The 16,556-nt window shown below is 64.3% G+C and carries 16 protein-coding genes; 8 read left to right on the forward strand and 8 right to left on the reverse strand.

Features of this window, described 5'->3' with window-relative positions:
• Nucleotides 1–156: 156 nt before the first annotated feature.
• The 4 genes from V9L18_RS16850 to V9L18_RS16865 form a co-directional block, all read right to left on the reverse strand.
• Nucleotides 157–3,876, reverse strand: a complete 3,720-nt coding sequence (locus V9L18_RS16850) for a hypothetical protein (protein WP_337348308.1) — start codon at nt 3,874–3,876, stop codon at nt 157–159.
• Nucleotides 3,877–3,950: 74 nt separating this feature from the next.
• On the reverse strand, nt 3,951–4,844 hold the full coding sequence (locus V9L18_RS16855) for a TrmH family RNA methyltransferase (RefSeq protein WP_337348309.1): 894 nt from the start codon (nt 4,842–4,844) through the stop codon (nt 3,951–3,953).
• A gap of 7 nt (nt 4,845–4,851) precedes the next feature.
• Entirely contained in the window at nt 4,852–5,637 is a 786-nt protein-coding gene (locus V9L18_RS16860) for a sulfite exporter TauE/SafE family protein (RefSeq protein WP_337348310.1), read from the reverse strand.
• An 18-nt stretch (nt 5,638–5,655) separates the two neighbouring features.
• Nucleotides 5,656–6,441 carry an ABC transporter ATP-binding protein gene (locus tag V9L18_RS16865; protein WP_337348311.1) on the reverse strand — a complete coding sequence of 262 codons (786 nt, stop codon included), beginning with the start codon at nt 6,439–6,441 and terminating at the stop codon, nt 5,656–5,658.
• A gap of 156 nt (nt 6,442–6,597) precedes the next feature.
• Between V9L18_RS16865 and serB the strand changes: the two genes are divergently transcribed.
• Nucleotides 6,598–7,491 carry a phosphoserine phosphatase SerB gene (serB, locus tag V9L18_RS16870; RefSeq protein WP_337348312.1) on the forward strand — a complete coding sequence of 298 codons (894 nt, stop codon included), beginning with the start codon at nt 6,598–6,600 and terminating at the stop codon, nt 7,489–7,491.
• Between the two features lie 36 nt (nt 7,492–7,527).
• Here serB and V9L18_RS16875 read toward each other — a convergent pair whose 3' ends face one another.
• Nucleotides 7,528–8,424 carry a VOC family protein gene (locus V9L18_RS16875; RefSeq protein ID WP_337348313.1) on the reverse strand — a complete coding sequence of 299 codons (897 nt, stop codon included), beginning with the start codon at nt 8,422–8,424 and terminating at the stop codon, nt 7,528–7,530.
• 180 nt (nt 8,425–8,604) lie between these two features.
• Nucleotides 8,605–9,357 carry an SDR family oxidoreductase gene (locus V9L18_RS16880; protein WP_337348314.1) on the reverse strand — a complete coding sequence of 251 codons (753 nt, stop codon included), beginning with the start codon at nt 9,355–9,357 and terminating at the stop codon, nt 8,605–8,607.
• A gap of 196 nt (nt 9,358–9,553) precedes the next feature.
• Between V9L18_RS16880 and V9L18_RS16885 the strand changes: the two genes are divergently transcribed.
• On the forward strand, nt 9,554–9,931 hold the full coding sequence (locus V9L18_RS16885; RefSeq protein ID WP_337348315.1) for a DUF5655 domain-containing protein: 378 nt from the start codon (nt 9,554–9,556) through the stop codon (nt 9,929–9,931).
• Between the two features lie 30 nt (nt 9,932–9,961).
• Here the strand turns inward: V9L18_RS16885 and fabG are convergent, their stop codons facing one another.
• Complete coding sequence (gene fabG / locus V9L18_RS16890; protein ID WP_337348316.1) at nt 9,962–10,687, reverse strand: 3-oxoacyl-ACP reductase FabG; 726 nt, start codon at nt 10,685–10,687, stop codon at nt 9,962–9,964.
• 142 nt (nt 10,688–10,829) lie between these two features.
• Here fabG and V9L18_RS16895 point away from each other — a divergent pair, with 142 nt between their 5' ends.
• From V9L18_RS16895 to V9L18_RS16905, 3 genes are read left to right on the forward strand one after another with little or no spacing between them, the layout of a single operon-like run.
• Entirely contained in the window at nt 10,830–11,264 is a 435-nt protein-coding gene (locus V9L18_RS16895; protein WP_337348317.1) for a DUF3099 domain-containing protein, read from the forward strand.
• Nucleotides 11,261–11,536, forward strand: coding sequence for a hypothetical protein (locus tag V9L18_RS16900; RefSeq protein WP_337348318.1), 276 nt, complete (start codon nt 11,261–11,263; stop codon nt 11,534–11,536). Before V9L18_RS16895 ends, V9L18_RS16900 begins: the two co-directional genes overlap by 4 nt.
• Nucleotides 11,537–12,430 carry an SURF1 family cytochrome oxidase biogenesis protein gene (locus V9L18_RS16905; RefSeq protein WP_337348319.1) on the forward strand — a complete coding sequence of 298 codons (894 nt, stop codon included), beginning with the start codon at nt 11,537–11,539 and terminating at the stop codon, nt 12,428–12,430.
• Between the two features lie 246 nt (nt 12,431–12,676).
• Here the strand turns inward: V9L18_RS16905 and V9L18_RS16910 are convergent, their stop codons facing one another.
• Nucleotides 12,677–14,275 (reverse strand): ABC-F family ATP-binding cassette domain-containing protein, encoded by a 1,599-nt coding sequence (locus V9L18_RS16910; RefSeq protein WP_337348320.1) that lies wholly within the window; start codon nt 14,273–14,275, stop codon nt 12,677–12,679.
• Nucleotides 14,276–14,584: 309 nt separating this feature from the next.
• Between V9L18_RS16910 and V9L18_RS16915 the strand changes: the two genes are divergently transcribed.
• The 3 genes from V9L18_RS16915 to V9L18_RS16925 are packed head-to-tail and all read left to right on the forward strand — an operon-like array spanning nt 14,585 to nt 16,556.
• Complete coding sequence (locus V9L18_RS16915) at nt 14,585–15,214, forward strand: biotin transporter BioY (RefSeq protein WP_337348321.1); 630 nt, start codon at nt 14,585–14,587, stop codon at nt 15,212–15,214.
• 5 nt (nt 15,215–15,219) lie between these two features.
• A complete protein-coding gene (locus V9L18_RS16920; RefSeq protein WP_337348322.1) occupies nt 15,220–15,936 on the forward strand; it encodes an energy-coupling factor ABC transporter ATP-binding protein in 717 nt (238 codons plus the stop codon).
• Nucleotides 15,933–16,556 (forward strand): energy-coupling factor transporter transmembrane component T family protein, encoded by a 624-nt coding sequence (locus V9L18_RS16925; RefSeq protein WP_337348323.1) that lies wholly within the window; start codon nt 15,933–15,935, stop codon nt 16,554–16,556. Before V9L18_RS16920 ends, V9L18_RS16925 begins: the two co-directional genes overlap by 4 nt.

The raw sequence follows: 16,556 nt of genomic DNA on the forward strand, positions 1-16,556 counted from the left end.
GCGGGAAGGGCTTTTCCCTGAATTGACGTGGTCATCGAACTGACGCCGGTCATCGACTTTCTCCACTCGATGCACGCACAGATTGCCGCAGTTCAGCTCACAGAACCGTCCAGGGCATGTCCCGAACACGAGGCGCAGCCTGTAACAGCTTCAACCCTATGTCGTGAAGAGCGGTACGTGCTCCACATCGTCGTCCCAGTAGTTGAAGCGTTCACCCAGGAGTCCCAGGAACGATCGCGGATCGAGGCTCCTGACGCGCACTTCCAGGCCCCACCGGCCTATCGTCATGAGCGCGGCATTCGAGAGGTGGAACCACATCGTGTCTTCGGTGAAAATGTTGAGAGGCGGCTTCGGATCGTCCGCGCGCTCCTCCTTCTTCATGAGCAAAAGGAACTGGTCGCGGTCGGCCTGACTGATCGATGTGGTCATATTCAGGCCGCGGATACGTGCGCGGCCGTTGCCCACGATGTTGGCGATTGCAACGAGAAGGTGCCAGTCCTTCCATCCCTGGCCGCGCAGTGATGCCACGAGTTGCATGAACTGTTGGTCCGCGGCCAGCCGCGGCAGCGTCAGCCGCACTGGTGGCAGCATCGTCTCGTATCGAGCGGCAACCCCAGCGAGAGCGTCAGCCTGGTCATAGGTCGACGCGTGTTGCGGAAGCTTACCGTGCAGTCCGGCTGCAGGCCGTGGTTCCGGTGGCCTGTCGGCTCCGATGGGACGCTCTGTAAATGTGCTGACTTCTTCGTAGAACGAGTCTTCGTGGATGTCGACGAGCTCGTCGTAGGGACGTACGCAGGTCAGCATGTGTGGAAGCCCGCGTTCGAAGGTCCGATCCATCACCGCCGAGAATTCCTTCCGCCCGAGGAGCGACTGGGTGACAACTGCCTGCAGCGCTGCAGAGGCAACCTCGGTTTGGTTTTCCTCCGGCGACAGGGCTCCCGAGGCGGAGAGGGTCACGCGGTGTCCGACAGCGCCACGGCCGCGCTCGGACTCCCCAGTGAACACCGCCATGGGTTCGACGGGCCCGTCGGACACCTTGACTTCCACCCGGATCTCACCGGGTAGTAGTAGGAGGTCCTCGCCGGCGAGATCGGCAAGGGTAATCTGCACCGCAGCCACGAACCTCTCGGCCGCAAGTACGTGTGCCCGGTCATTGGGGGCGGTCACGATCCATACGTTGTTGAGTGCGGCCCAGCTGTACTCGCGCACGGGGCCGGCGTCGGCGAAGGGCCGCCCAAGTCCATTCCGGTCCGCGGCCTCTGCGGTCTCTGCCTCTCCCAGCGGCTGGAGGTGCGCGACCGACGCCAGCATCGGAGCTGTGTACTCGTTGAGACCGGTGGACTGGACCACCGATTCGATGGCCGGCAGCAGTCCTGGCCGAAGGGAGGACGCGGCCCGCAGGATGTGGCACTGATTGATCAACATGTCCTGGAAGTACGGGTAGCACTCGAAGCTCCAGGGGTCACCCGCCAGTTGTGCCTGCACCCAGATCCCGCTTCTGAACGTCTGGGTCGCGGTCAGCCATTGGCCGGCCTGCTGTTCATACATTGCCGTCAGGATGAGGCCCCGGGCGATAAGGACGGAGAGGTCGGGGTCGCCGCTCAGCCTGGCTACCGTCGCTGCACTCATCGAGTACTGCTTTGCGGCTAGCGGCAGCCGGAGATTGCTGTATACGGCTGATGCAAGCAGCATCATGATCGCCGCGCCCTCAGCGGCGTCGCCGTTGAGCCAGCTCAACTTTGCGGAATGAATTTCACGAAGGGCGTCCAGGGGCCGGCCTCCCTGGAGCAGTGCCATGGCGCGGCTCTGCGCCCGGTCGCCGGCCGCAGCCCGTCCGGAACGGTCGAACGTTACGTCATCCAGTGCCTGCCGCACGGTGAAATAGTCGGGGTGGTCGATGAGGGCGGGCGCTGTGAGGTCGAAGATCGACATCAGATCATCCAGCGGTACCATCGGCGCTTCGGGCAGGATCCGGACGAGGTCGACCAGGTGTGCCATGCCCGCGTCGAGGTCGCGCAGCTCGACTTCGGGCGGCACCACCGGAAGCGGGCGTCCTTCCTGTTTGGCGGCACGAACTTCCTGGTAGATGTCCGACATCAACGGCCCGGATCCGGAGATGTTGCCGAGATCCTCCTGCGCGAACTCCCGGGGACCGAAAGCAAGGATTGCGGCGGCTGCCAGCAGGGTGGCCTTCGCGTTCGATCCGGGCGCTGCCCGCAGCTCGCCTTCGAGCACCTTTTCCAAATCATCGGCCCACCCTTTTGCTTCGTCCGAACTGACAGTGGTCTCACCGCGCGCCAGCGTCACCTGAACGAGATGGAGCAGGGTGATGCCATCCACCAACGCACCCGTGTCCGATGCCAGGGAGGTGAGCCGACCGAAGTAGCCGCGGAGAATGCCGTCGACTGCTTTCAGGGTATTGAACCCGATCCCGGTTGCGAGGACGATTTCGTAGTCGATACGGTTCAACACCCTGGGGTTGTCATACGCTGCATCCCTCAGTGTCCGCGCCACAGCCAGCCAGTCGGGCAGGTCGACACGCGCCTCCGGATTCTGGCTGGAGAACCGGAGGCCTTCCCTCAGGTCGATGGCCTCGCCCATTGAGCCGGAGCGGGTTGACGCCGTCCGCCAGCGGTTGCGCTCCTCGACATACCACTCGGGGAGCTCCTCATCGGACTCATCGCGCTCGGGTGCGAGAGAGGACGGCACATGGAGGAAGTCGACTGCGAGGTGAAACAGGTCCGGGCTGGCGAGCTCGTTTGCGATCGCCTGCGCGTCCCAAATCTCCAGGGCGATCGAATATTGTGTGCGCGCGTGCTCCTGGAGCTCATGCCTCTTCGCCGTGTCGACGGGTGCGATGGTGAAATAGATCACCCGGTCGACCGGCTCACCCTTGCCGCCGATCTTGGCCAGATCGGACCGAATCTTGGATGGGACGTTCTCGCGCTGCGCGGTCACTGCCAGGACAACAGCGTCCTCAGTAGCCAGGGAAGTAAAGAGCGACGTGTTCGGCAGTTCCCTGGCCACTATGCTCCAGTAGCTTTCGGCATCACGTCCCCCGTCGCCGCCGGCGGAGACCGGGCCTGTGGCAGGCATGACGTTGCTGACAATCCGGCGACGAGTCAGGCCGAGGCAGAGCTGTTCGAACGGATGGTGCGCGTTGGTCTCACCGAGGGTCTCAAGGTAGAACCGGATCATTGTTGTGAGCTGCGTGGGTGAGTTCAACGTCGAAGGCTCCTGGACTGGTAAGGAATTCTTCCTGGGATTATGTGGCAGGCATCGCCTTGCGTGTAGGCCGTTATCCTCTGGCTGCTCATGTCCGCCGTCGTCCGACCCATGCCAGGTGCCTGTCCGCGACCAGGTTCCCCTGACGTCGCCGGCCCCGAAGGATGCCCACACGGGTGCGTCCTTCGACGAGCTGAAGCCCCGATCCCCGGGAGTGACCAGGTCCCGGTCGAGCAGGATGGGCCACCGATTCCAGGTCCCGTGGACCTCCCAGCAGGGCTTTACGCCCAGGTGCACGCCGTGCCTGCGCACAGCATTCCAGTGATCCGGGTTTTCTGCGTAATGCTCAATGGCGTCAACGTCGGACGGCCCCGTTGGCATCACAATGAAATCGACGACAGGCAAGTCCTCCACCTGCCAGTTGATGTTGCTGAGATCAATCTCTCCGTAGTCAGTCAGGAAGGAGTCATTCCCGGCGTGGTCGTACACCCATTGTTCGAGCACATCGTCGGGCCAGCCCAGCTGCCTGGCTTTCTCCAGTTGCCGGAACTCCGCGAATCCGAACGTCCCTTCCCTGCACCGCACGGCGGGAAGCGTGAAATCAGCAAGGTACAGCCCGCCGCGGGCTCGTTCACTGGTGGCAGGTCTCACCCGGCGGTCCTCCTGGATCTCAAGGGCACGGTTCTTATGGCTGGTGTGGTTCTGAAGCTATCCTCCGGCACCGGCTACCTCGTCGCGTAGAACGCCACAGCGGATGACGCCGCAACATTCAGCGAATCCACGCCATTCATCATCGGAATTGTTACGCGCGCGTCGAGCATGTGGTCAGTCTCCGGTTTCAGCCCATCGCCTTCAGTTCCGAAGACCAGCGCCAGGTTCGGATGGTCCTGGGCGACCAGCTCATCGAGTGTAATGGCCCCTTCGCCAAGCGACATGCCGGCCACAAAGTAGCCTGCCTCCTTGAGGGCCTGAAGATCGCCAGGCCACGACTCGATTCGCGTCCACGGCACCTGGAACACCGTGCCCATCGACACCCGGATGGAGCGTCGGTACAGCGGGTCGGCGCACTCGGGCGAGACCAGTACAGCGTCGACACCGATGGCTGCCGCGCTGCGGAAAATCGCTCCTACGTTCGTATGGTCGGTAAGGTTTTCAAGGACCGCGATCCTCGATCGTCCTCGAAGGTGAGCGGTTTCCTGCCTCTGTACTTTGTAACCACTCACGTTGGTGTGGTCCACGATGTCCTCGAGAACGGCCACCCGGCGGGCGCCCGAGAGGAGCTGGGCCAGCGGTACGGGGGCAGGCCGTTCCATGGCCGCCATCGCTCCGCGGTGCAGGTGGAAGCCGGTGATTTCCTCCAGCAATGACGCGTGTCCGATGAATGCCGGGACCTCTGGGTAGGTGTCGAGGACATCCTGAAGGTCTGCCAGCCATTTCTCGGCCAGGAAAAATGACCGGGGCCGGTGGCCGGCGGCCAGGGCGCGGCGGAGAACCCGCGAGGATTCGGCGATGTACATGCCCTCCGCAGGCTCGCGCAGCTTGCGCAAATGGACGTCCGTCAGCTGGGTGTAGTCGGACACGCGGGGATCCCGGGCCGATTCGAGGTAGTGGATTGGCACCGGCTGATTATTTCAGGAGATTGGCGATCATAAAGCCCAGGGCCACCAGCCCGAGGGCAAAGATGACACCCCGGAGGACGGTGGGCGAGAGCCGCCGTCCAACTTTGGAGCCAAGGAGTCCGCCGATCGTTGAACTAACCGCGATCAGGAGCACCACCAGCCAATTGATGCGGTCGAAGGCGAAGACCAGGTACGAAACAGCGGCCACCAGGTTTACACCGAGCACCAGGATGTTCTTCATGGCGTTGGCGTTCTGGATGGTGCCGGTCAGGAACACGCCCAGGATGCCCACCAGCAGGATGCCCTGGGCAGCCACGAAGTACCCGCCATAAACACCGGCAAGGTAGACAAGCACTACAAGGAGGACGCCGTGGCTCTTGTCCCGTACAGCGTGTTCCGGGTTCTCTTCGCGGTTGCGCACCCAAGCCTGGAGGCGTGGCTGGAAGACCACCATCAGGAGGGCCAGGACAATGAGGACTGGGGCGACGTAGTGGAAGACCTCCTCAGGAAGGTGCAGAAGCAGCCAGGCGCCCGAAATGCCGCCCAGGAGCGACGCCGGCAGGAGCCTGAGGAGCTGCCGGCCCCTCCCTTTGAGCTCGCGGCGGTAGCCGAAGGCGCCTGCGGCGCCGCCTGCCACCAGTCCCATGGCGTTGCTCATGGATGCCACCACCGGGGTGACCCCCAGGGCGATCAGAACGGGGAAAGTGACCAGGGTCCCGGAGCCTACAACGGCGTTGATGGTGCCCGCCCACAGGCCGGCAAAGAACACAAAGGTACTGCTGAGAAGATCCACGGTGGGCGGCGCCGCGGCCTAGCGGCGGGCGGTGGCGGTGTAGCGTCCGGCGTTCTCGGACACATCCAAGGCCAAGCCGAAAGTACTGGTGAGGTGTTCGTCTGTGAGGACCTCCGCGATGGGGCCGGCAGCTACTACGCCGCCGTCACGAAGCAGCATGGCGTGCGTGAAGCCTGGCGGGACCTCTTCAAGATGGTGGGTCACCAGGACCATGGCCGGTGCGGCTTCGTCCAGCGCAAGTTCACTGAGCTTGTGGACGAGTTCCTCGCGGCCGCCCAGGTCCAGGCCGGCCGCGGGTTCGTCCAGCAGCAGCAGCTCCGGATCCGTCATAAGGGCCCGGGCGATCTGGACGCGCTTGCGCTCACCTTCGGACAGCGTTGCGAAGGTCCTGTTGAGCAGCGGCCCCATTCCCCAGGCGTTCAGCAAACGGAAGGCACGGCGCTCATCATCGCGTTCGTAGCCCTCGCGCCAGCGGCCTGTCACGCCATAGGCGGCGGTGACCACCACGTTGAGGACGATCTCATTCTCCGGGATCTGGGTGGCAAGGGCTGCGGAGGAAAGGCCGATACGCGGACGGAGCTCAAACACGTCAACGCGGCCGAGGGTTTCATCCAGAATCCCTGCCCTGCCGCTGCTCGGATGCAGGCGGGCTGCGGCTATCTGGAGAAGCGTTGTCTTGCCTGCGCCGTTGGGGCCAAGGATGACCCAGCGTTCGCCTTCGTTGACCTGCCAGTCAACCTTGTCCAGCAGGGTCTTCTTGCCTCGGACAACGCTGACGGAAGCCAATTCCAGAACATCACTCATAGGAGTAGACACTAGGACAAAACGGGGACCTACTGATAACTGATACGGCCGCTGCGACGCGGGTCACAGCCGCCCTCAGAGTACGGCCGTGGTTTAGGGCCTTCTCCCCCCGCAATGAATTCGGGCCGAACCCCGCCGCTGGCTAAGATTGCAGCCATGACTCCGAACGTGACTGCGGTCAGCTATGGCCCGAAACTGACTGCCTCCGAGCTTGACCAGCTGCGCTCCGTCCTGGCCGGCAGCGGCGCTACATTCCAGTCCGAATCCCGCGCCGGGGACAGCCGTTTTGAGGTCCACACGGCCGAACTGGCCGTGGCCGACAGCACGGAGTCAGGCATCGCTGCCCTCCGCCACGCTGTGGCCGAGGCAGCGCAGGCGGGCCTGGACACGGCGATCGTTCCAGCCGGACTCCGCGCCGCCCAGCGGAAATTCCTGATCATGGACGTCGATTCGACACTGATCCAGCAGGAAGTCATTGAACTCCTGGCCGCCTACGCGGGCAAGCGCGAGGAGGTTGCCGCCGTCACCGAAGCCGCCATGCGCGGCGAACTGGATTTTGCGCAGAGCCTGCACGCACGGGTGGCCGTGCTCGCGGGACTGCCGGCCGCCGTCGTCGACTCCGTCCGTGCGGAAGTAAAGCTGAGCGAGGGTGCCGCCGAACTGGTGGCCGCGTTCAAGGCTGCGGGACATGTGGTGGCGGTGGTCTCCGGCGGCTTTAACCAGATCCTGCGTCCGATCGCCCAGGACCTGGGCCTGGACTACTGGATCGCCAACGAGCTCGAAATCGTGGACGGCGCCCTGACCGGCAAGGTGCTCGGTGCCGTGATTGACCGTGCCGCTAAGGAAAAGTACCTGCGCGAATGGGCAGCCGCCGAAGGAATTGCGATGGAACACACCATTGCAGTGGGTGACGGGGCCAATGACCTCGACATGCTGGGAGCTGCCGGGATCGGGGTGGCGTTCAACGCCAAGCCTGCCGTCCGGGCTGTGGCCGACTCCGCCGTCAACATGCCCTACCTGGACGCAGTGAGGCACATCGCCGGAGTCTGAGGCCGGACTCCGCCCCCCCTGCCTAGCCGGGTCCGCTCAGCCGGTGGGAGGGGTGAACTGGCTTGCTGTGAAGACGGCTCCGGCGGGATCCCGGATCAGGGCGGTGCGCGTCCACTCCGTATCGTCGTGCCCCAGGATGACGGCGCCGAGTCGCTCTGAATCCTCGGCCGTACGGTCCCGGTCTGCGACAGAAAACGTCACGTGCCACTGCGGACGCTCGCCAGGAGCCACCGGGGCCAACCAGGCGACGGCGTCCTCGAAGCCGCGTGGGGCGAGGTCGCCGGACTGGCGGACCCTGATGTTGGGGTCCACAGTGGCTTCGAGGTGATCCCCATATCCGGGACGGCGGATCATTACTCCGAAGTCGAGGTTGTCGAACTGCCAGCCGAAGGCCTTCGTGTAGAAGGCGATGGCTGACTCGGGATCTGCTGTGTGGAGGTCACTGAAGTTCCATCCGCTGGGACCGTTAACCGCCTGGGCACCGGGCCGCTCACGGGCCTGCCAGAGACGGAACTCGACGCCTTCGGGATCCGTCAACGCCGCCTGCACGCCTCCCAGGCCCGCGTCGGCAGGAGCCGACATCAGTGTTGCTCCGGCCGTGAGCAAACGGCGCACCGCAGCATCCACTTCGTCCACGGAGACGTAAGTGTTCCACGCTGCGGCAGCGGATCCGGCTGCACCGGGGCCAGGGCCTGCGATCGCGGCGGCCTCCTGCCCGTCCAGCGTGGCTATAACGTATCTGCCAGTGCCGGTGCCGGTGCCAGTGCCAGTGCCAGTGCCATTGCCGCCGGCCGGGACAGCGTCCTCGAAATCCCACCCGAAGACTTCGCCGTAGAAATGCATGGCTGCCTCCACGTCGGGCTGCCAGGTGTCCACCCAGCACGGAACGCCTTCCGGATAGGTTCGGCGCGTCATCCCTGATTGCTGTGCCATGCATCTGACCCTAGGCGCCCTTGCTTCCGTAGACAACGGCGCTCCGTAGACAACGGCGGGTCGATGCCCAGGGTTGGTTTCAGGACAGACAAAAGCTCCGGGCAGGAGTACTGCCCGGAGCTCGTCGTGGTGATCGGTTTGCTGCGTGGCAAACCGGAGCGGTGAGAAGCCTGAAAAGCGCTAGTTGGCGCCCTTACCGAAGTAGTCGGCGCCGCCGGCGTACTCCGTGTGGCCGGATTCGACATCCGCGGTTGCCATGCTGGCCACTACCTCGGCGAACTCCTCCACAGAGTAGAGCTTGCCGGCCTCGGCGCGGCGGGCCTCGATAGCGCCCGGGTTCGAGCGGTCCAGCAGGGTTGCCGTCACGGTGCCTTCGATCATGTCGCCCGAAACAACCACCAGCGAGATGCCCTTCTCGGCAAGGTTGGGCAGCAGGGCGCGGAGAGCGTCCTCGCCGGCACGCTTGCTGCGGGCTACGGGCTCGTACTCGGGCATGGTGGGCACGGTGTTGATGAAGTGCGCCTGGTGGCTGGTCACGAAGACCACGCGGGAGCCCTCCTTCATCAGCGGCACAGCGGCGTTGAGCATGTTGACCTGCGCGTCCCGGTTCAGCTTCAGGGCGTAATCGTCCTCCATGCCGGATTCCATGCCACCGGAAGCATTCAGCACGAGGACATCCAGCGAGCCGAAGTTCTCCATGGCTGCACTGGCCAGGGCCTGCACACCTTCCAGCGTGGTCAGGTCCGCACCCACGGCCGTTGCACGGCCGCCCGCGGCTTCAATCTCAGCGACCACTTTGTTGGCGCGCGGCGCCTTTTGACGGTAATTAACGACGACGGCGGCGCCCTCGCCAGCCAGGATCTTCGCCACTTCCGCGCCAATTCCGCGTGAGGATCCGGTCACGATGGCGGTTTTGTTGTCCAGCAGTCCCATATGAGCTCCCTTTTGTTCGAAACGTCTAAATCGCTTGAGGTCTGCAGTCCATCATGCCAGCGCAGGCCCCGTATTCGCTTGTGTGACCCCCACAAAGAAGGCCCTCTGAGCTAGTGTCGGCGTGTCTCCCGGACGCAGACTTTCCGGCGTACGCTCGCCCTATGAGGAACCGCCCGGAGCCTGGGAGGCGCCGCCCATGACCGTCCCCGCCGGCACTGCGTCCACGCCGGAAGAGGTCTTCGGCAACTCACCGGACGGCCTGCGGCTTTGCCAGCTTGTCCGCGACACCATCCTGAACGCCGTTCCAGCCACCGTCCGCACCACCACCAGCCAAGTGGCCTTCCGGAACCGACGCGGCTTCGCCTATCTCTGGAACCCGCGGCGGCATCTGAACACAGACGTTCCGGCGGTGCTCTCCATTGCACTGCCCCGGCGAGTGGATTCGTCGCGGTTCAAGGAAGTGGTCCACCCGTCCCCCGGCGTGTGGATGCACCACCTGGAACTTTCCACTGCTGAGGACGTCGACGAACAGGTGACGCAATGGCTAAAGGAGGCGTTCGGCGCCGCTGGCTGATGGACGCCGTGGCCGCAGGATCAAACCCTGTTAGTGGCCCATGCCAAGTCCGCCGTCAACAGGGATGACTGCACCGGAAATATAAGCCGCCTCGTCGCTTGAAATCCAGCGGACCACGTTGGCCACCTCAGACGCCTCGGCAAAACGGCCTGCCGGAATGCTGGAGAGGTAGTCCTTCTGGGTGGCTTCGGGCAGTTCGGCCGTCATATCGGTGTTGATGAACCCCGGAGCCACAACATTGGCCGTGATGCCGCGGGATCCAAGTTCGCGCGTCAAGGAACGCGCTACACCCACGAGGCCGGCCTTGGAGGCAGAGTAGTTGATCTGGCCGGGGGCGCCGTAGAGGCCGGACACAGAGGAGATGAGGACCACGCGGCCCTTGCGCATCCGGATCATCCCCTTGGACGCGCGCTTGATGACGCGGAAGGCGCCCGTGAGGTTGGTGTCGATCACGGACGTAAAGTCATCTTCGCTCATGCGCAGCAGGAGGGTGTCCTTGGTGATGCCCGCGTTTGCCACGAGGACCTCAACCGGCCCGTGGGCGGCTTCTACTTCCGTGAAGGCCGCATCCACAGAGGCCTCATCCGTCACATCGGCTTTGACGCCCAGGATCCCGGCCGGCAGTTCTGACGGACTCCGGTAGGTCACGGCTACCTTGTCGCCGTTAGCCAGGAAGGCTTCGGCGATGGCCAGGCCGATGCCACGGTTTCCACCGGTGATCAGGACGCTTCGGGCCGCAGTAGCTGCTTCAGACATTAATTGCTCCGGGATTCTGCGGCACGCGGGGCCGCGGTAGGAAGGGGCGTGATTTTGCTGCCTCCGATCTTAGCCCGCGTTTGGGCGCCACTGCCGATGGTGAGAGAATTGAGGCAAGCCTTTGGAGCGTGATTAATCAACCGTGACCCTTGAAAACCATGCTGGACAGCCCGTGCCCGGAGACCCTGAGCGGTTCTCCGGCGATTCCGGAGTCCACAGCATCACGGACGCTGCGTCAGCCCACTCCGAGGACATGCGCCAGCGGATGATCAAGTACGCGCTTGCCATGGGAATCCGCATGGTCTGCCTCATCCTCATTTTTGTGGTGGACGGCTGGTTCAAGCTCCTGATGGTGGCGGGCGCCGTTTTCCTGCCCTGGATCGCGGTGGTCATCGCCAACGGAAGCGACAAAGCGGAGATCCACAGCGATTCGTTGCTCGACTCCGCGCCGCTTGCCGAACTGGAAGGGCCCAGCTGGCCAGCGGGTGAAGCCGAACCGGACAGCGACATCCTGCAAGGCGAACTCATTGATGATGACGACGAACCAAACCACGGCGAGGAACGGCGCGCTTCATGAACATTTTTGACTTGGCTGCGGGGACTCCCGGTCCCCCTCCGGCCGCAGTTGCCATGTGCTCCCGGAAGGCCTGCCGCTCCGAGGCGTCATGGCAGCTTCTCTGGAACAACCCGAAAATCCACACCCCAGAGCGCCGGAAGATCTGGCTCGCCTGCGGCGAACACCGCGACTGGCTGGAGGACTACCTCCAGACCCGCGGACTGTGGAAGGAAACCGTGCCGCTGGGAAGTGACGCCGGGACGGGCTCCGCGCCGCGGGGGCAGGAAGGCTGAATGTACCGCTTCCTCTTTTCCAGTAAGTGGCTGGGCTACCTCCTGCTTGCCGCAATCTTCGCCACGGCCTGTGTTTTCCTGGGCCGCTGGCAGATGGACCGGCGGGCTGAAACGCTCGCTGAAATTAACCGGGTGGTCTCCAATTACTCGGCCACGCCGGTCCCCTTCACCGCGGTCAGGGATGAGTTCAACCGGCTGGAGCCTGAGAAGGAATGGACCCAGGTTGAGCTGAAGGGCCAATACGACGCCGCAGGCCAGCGGATTGTCCGCAACAGGCCCTTGAACGGTCAGCCCGGCTACGAAGTGGTGGTGCCTTTCAAGCTGGAGTCCGGTGAAACCGTGGTGATCGACCGCGGCTGGCTGCCGATCGGAAACAACAACCCTGGCCGTCCTGACTCCATCCCGGCCCCACCCACAGGTGAGGTGACCGCCGTCGTCCGCCTCAAGGCTGGCGAGCCGACGCTCCAGCGCAGCGCCCCGGATGGCCAGCTGGCGTCCATTGACCTTCCCGCCTACGCCGAGGAACTCGGTTACCCCGTGCTCACGGGAGCCTACGGCCAGCTCGCGTCTGAGACTCCGGCGCCGGCAGAGATGCCTTTCCCATTCCCTATGCCCTCCACGGAGGAAGGCACGCACTTGTCCTACTCCCTGCAGTGGTTTGCCTTCGGGGTGTTGATGTTTGTGGGCTTCGGCTACGCTGCCCGGCAACAGGCGCGGAACGCCGCGATCGACGCCGAGGACGAAGCTGAACGTGAGGACGTAGCGCGCGACTCCGGAAGCCCGGTGCACTCGGCCGCCGCGGCAGCCCGCCGTCGTCCGCCCGTCCCACGCAAACGGAAGCGCCCAACCGCAGAGGAAGAGGAAGACGCCCTCCTCGACGCCCAAGGCTACTGACCGATGCACACACGCCAGGAAGTAGGCGGAGTAGCCCCCGTATGTTCAGCATCACCTACAACGACCTGCAACGGATCACGAAGGCTCCGGAACTGACGGTCCGATAGTTCGCTAAAGGTGACCTGAGCGCCAGCGCCTGCGGCCGGGTGATTTGTGTAGCTTGCGTCAAGGGCGAGGAACGAGCCAGCAAGCGGCAAATTACGCGGTTGGGGGCGCGAACGCAACCAGTGGTCGGCGGGAACCGGATTAAGCCAGCGTAATCAGGTCCAGATAGTCTTCGTTCCAGTGATCCTCAATACCATCAGGCAACAGCACAACCCGCTCGGGATTCAGTGCCTCGACTGCGCCTTCGTCGTGGCTCACCAGGACGACGGCGCCGGAGTAGTTCCGCAGGGCGCCGAGGATTTCGGCGCGGCTGGCGGGGTCCAGGTTGTTGGTGGGCTCGTCCAGGAGGAGGACGTTGGCGCTGGAGGCAACGATGGTGGCCAGGGCGAGGCGGGTCTTCTCACCGCCGGAGAGTACACCGGCGGGCTTGTCGACGTCGTCGCCCGAGAACAGGAATGAGCCGAGGATGCCGCGGACCTCGGCGTCCTTCATGTCCGGAGCAGAGGAGCGCATGTTCTCGAGGACGGTGCGGTCGACGTCGAGCGTTTCGTGTTCCTGGGCGTAATAGCCCACCTTCAGGCCGTGCCCGGCAATGACGTCGCCGGTATCAGGCTTGTCCACGCCGGCGAGCATCCGCAGGAGGGTGGTCTTGCCGGCGCCGTTGAGGCCAAGGATGACCACCTTGGAGCCGCGGTCGATGGCGAGGTCGACGTCCGTGAAGATTTCCAGCGAACCGTAGGACTTGCTGAGGCCCTCGGCGGTCAGCGGGGTCCTGCCGCAGGGCGAAGGATCAGGGAAGCGGAGGGCTGCCACGCGGTCGTTCTCGCGCACGGCCTCCAGTCCGCTGAGCAGGCGTTCGGCACGCTTGGCCATGTTCTGCGCGGCAACAGCCTTGGTGGCCTTGGCCCTCATCTTGTTGGCCTGGTCGAAAAGGACCTGGGCCTTCTTTTCGGCGTTGGCGCGTTCGCGCTTGCGGGCGCGTTCGTCTGTTTCGCGCTGGGTGAGGTAGCGCTTCCAGTCCATGTTGTAGAAGTCGATCTGGGCGCGGTTGGCGTCAAGCAGGAACACCTTGTTGACGGTGGCTTCAAGCAGCTCCGTGTCGTGGCTGATCACGATCAGGCCGCCCTGGTGGTTCTTGAGGAAGTCACGCAGCCAGGCGATGGAATCGGCGTCGAGGTGGTTTGTGGGCTCATCGAGGAGCATGGTCTCGGCATCCGAGTAGAGGATGCGGGCAAGCTCCACACGGCGGCGCTGGCCACCAGAGAGTGTCTTAAGCGGCTGGTTGAGCAGGCGGTCCGGAAGGGCCAGGTTGGAGCAGATCGCAGCGGCCTCGGCTTCGGCAGCGTAGCCGCCGGCGGCCAGGAACTCGGATTCGAGCCGGTCATAGCGGTTCATTGCCTTGCGCTGGATGGTGGCGTCCTCGCTGGCCATCTCTTCGTGGGCGACGCGGAGCTTGCCTACGGCGATGTCCAGGCCACGGACGGACAGGATCCGGTCGCGGGCGAGCTGCTCCATGTCCGGGGTGCGCGGGTCCTGGGGCAGGTAGCCTATTTCGCCAGTGCGGGTCACCTTGCCCGCCGCGGGAAGCCCTTCGCCGGCAAGGACACGTGTGAGGGTGGTCTTGCCTGCACCGTTCCGGCCCACGAGGCCGATTTTGTCTCCCTTGTCGATGCGGAAGCTCACCTGGTCCATAAGGAGCCGGGCGCCGGCGCGCAGTTCAAGATCCTGGACAGTAATCACAGCAGGTAAGGCCTTTCACAACAGGGAACGCCGCAGCCCAACGGATGAAGTCTGGAAGGAACCGGGCAGAGAGGCCGGAGAACGGCCTATACAAGTCTACCGGCCGCAGCTTCACTGCATAACCGCGGCGATTGGCCCTAAAGTCTGGCCGTACGCGGCAGCCCTGGTGCGGCGCCACACGGGCCTTTGTGCTCTGCCATCACATCAGGGCATCTTGTTTAGTGGATCCCCTACAAAATAGAGTCCGACGGCGGACGGTAACGTCAGGAACATCCCCTGCTTTGCTTGTACAACCCCGACAGGATTCCCATGAGCCAGACTGACACCGCCGTCGAAGGCACCTCTTCTCCCGTCCGACGCCGCTGGAACGCCACCGACCTTGGCCTGATCGCCGTCTTCGCCGCGCTGGTAGCGGGTTCCGCGTTGGTTCCCGGCATCGCGGCGAACGTCTTCGGCATCCCCATCACTTTCCAGACCCTCGCGGTGATGCTCACCGGCCTGATGCTGGGCCCAGCACGTGGCTTCGCTGCCGTCGGCCTTTACACGGTCCTGGGGCTGGCCGGGCTGCCGATCTTCAGCCAAGGACGCAGCGGCCTGGGCATCCTGGCCGGACCGTCAGCCGGCTACATTATCGCCTTCCCCATTGCCGCGGCACTGGTCGGTTGGCTGGCCACTGTGGTCATCCGGCGTACCACCCGCGCCCGGGCACTGTGGTTCTTCCTGGCGGCCACGGTGACCAGCATCCTGGTGGTGCATTCCCTGGGGATCGCCGGCATCGTGATCAACACCAAGACCGGCTTGGGACAGGCGTTTATGGCGGACCTGATCTTCTACCCCGGAGACATCATCAAGAACATCCTCGCCGCCGTGATTGCAGTCGCCCTCCACCGCGCGTTCCCCGACGTACTGGTCCGCCGCGTGAAGCGGACCAACCGCTAAATCCCATGTCCACTATTTCCTTCCGGCAGGCCTGCGTGGCCGTAGCTGTCGATAGCCAGCCGGAGCCCAAGCCCCTGCTCCACGGCGTCACCCTGGAGCTGGCAGAACGGCGAATCGGCGTGATCGGAGCCAATGGGTCCGGTAAATCGACCCTGCTGCGCCTGGTCAACGGCCTGGTCCAGCCCAGCTCCGGCACGGTGGCGGTGGATGGCGACGATACTGTCCGCGCCGTACGGGCAGTCCGGCGGAATGTCGGGTTCGTCTTCACAGATCCCCTGTCCCAATTGGTGATGCCCACGGGACGCGAAGATGTGGAACTGTCGCTCCGCCGTTCGGTCCGGAATGGAGCGGAGCGGCGGCGCCTCGCGGAGGCAGCGCTGGAGCGATTCGGGCTGCTGGGACTGGCTGACCAGAGCATTTATGAACTCTCGGGCGGGGAACGCCAATTGATGGCGCTGGCCGCTGTCCTGGCCGTGAACCCCTCGGTGCTGGTGCTCGATGAGCCTTCCACCCTGCTGGACCTGCGGAACCGCGAACTCTTGCGCCGGACGCTGAACGGCCTGGATCAGCAGATCCTGATGTCCACGCACGATCTTGAGCTGGCCCTGGACATGGACCGCGTGCTGGTGATTGAGGCCGGACACGTGGTGTTCGACGGGGCGCCCGCCCAAGCTGTGGACAGGTACCGCGCCCTCTGCGCCGAAGGCCTGGCCGCGCCGTGAGAGGACACGGGTTCCTGCTGGCGAACTACGTCCCGGGAGATTCGGTCATCCACCGCTGCCCGCTGGTCCTGAAATTCCTGCTGGTGTTCGGCTGCGGTTTGGCCTCCTTCCTGATTATTGACTGGTTCGTGTCCGCTGCGGTCCTTGCCGTGATGAGCATGCTGTACTTGCTCACCGGGGCCGGTGCGCGCAGGCTGCTCGGTGCCATCCGACCGTTGCTGCTTGTCCTGCCGGTGATCGGGCTGTTTCAGTGGTGGCAGCTCGGCCGGCCCACAGCGGCCCGGATCGTCCTGAACATCCTGGTGTGCGTGGTGGCGGCATCGCTGCTGACGGCGACCACGCCCATGCAGCGCCTGCTGGACGGCGTGGTGTCATTGGCCACGCCGTTTCGGCGTTTCGGCGCCGACCCGGAACGCTTCGCGCTGACCATCGCAGTGATGTTGCGGAGTATCCCGTACATTGCTGGCGCGTTTGCGGACGTCCGGGATTCAGCCCGGGCACGGGGCCTGGAGCGGAACCCGAGGGCGCTGGTGCTGCCCGTTTTTATTACCACCGTGGCCTTTGCACGGCAGACTGGTGAGGCGCTGGCCGCCCGCGGCCTCGGCGAGGCTGACGACTGA

The sequence above is a fragment of the Pseudarthrobacter sp. CCNWLW217 genome, from assembly GCF_037203985.1.
Lineage (GTDB): Bacteria > Actinomycetota > Actinomycetes > Actinomycetales > Micrococcaceae > Arthrobacter.

Bases quoted from the DNA above. Each gene is read 5' to 3' on its own strand.
- V9L18_RS16865 (WP_337348311.1), bottom strand. From the start codon at position 6,441: ATGAGTGATGTTCTGGAATTGGCTTCCGTCAGCGTTGTCCGAGGCAAG.
- serB (WP_337348312.1), top strand. From the start codon at position 6,598: ATGACTCCGAACGTGACTGCGGTCAGCTATGGCCCGAAACTGACTGCC.
- V9L18_RS16875 (WP_337348313.1), bottom strand. From the start codon at position 8,424: ATGGCACAGCAATCAGGGATGACGCGCCGAACCTATCCGGAAGGCGTT.
- V9L18_RS16880 (WP_337348314.1), bottom strand. From the start codon at position 9,357: ATGGGACTGCTGGACAACAAAACCGCCATCGTGACCGGATCCTCACGC.
- V9L18_RS16885 (WP_337348315.1), top strand. From the start codon at position 9,554: ATGACCGTCCCCGCCGGCACTGCGTCCACGCCGGAAGAGGTCTTCGGC.
- fabG (WP_337348316.1), bottom strand. From the start codon at position 10,687: ATGTCTGAAGCAGCTACTGCGGCCCGAAGCGTCCTGATCACCGGTGGA.
- V9L18_RS16900 (WP_337348318.1), top strand. From the start codon at position 11,261: ATGAACATTTTTGACTTGGCTGCGGGGACTCCCGGTCCCCCTCCGGCC.
- V9L18_RS16905 (WP_337348319.1), top strand. From the start codon at position 11,537: ATGTACCGCTTCCTCTTTTCCAGTAAGTGGCTGGGCTACCTCCTGCTT.
- V9L18_RS16915 (WP_337348321.1), top strand. From the start codon at position 14,585: ATGAGCCAGACTGACACCGCCGTCGAAGGCACCTCTTCTCCCGTCCGA.
- V9L18_RS16920 (WP_337348322.1), top strand. From the start codon at position 15,220: ATGTCCACTATTTCCTTCCGGCAGGCCTGCGTGGCCGTAGCTGTCGAT.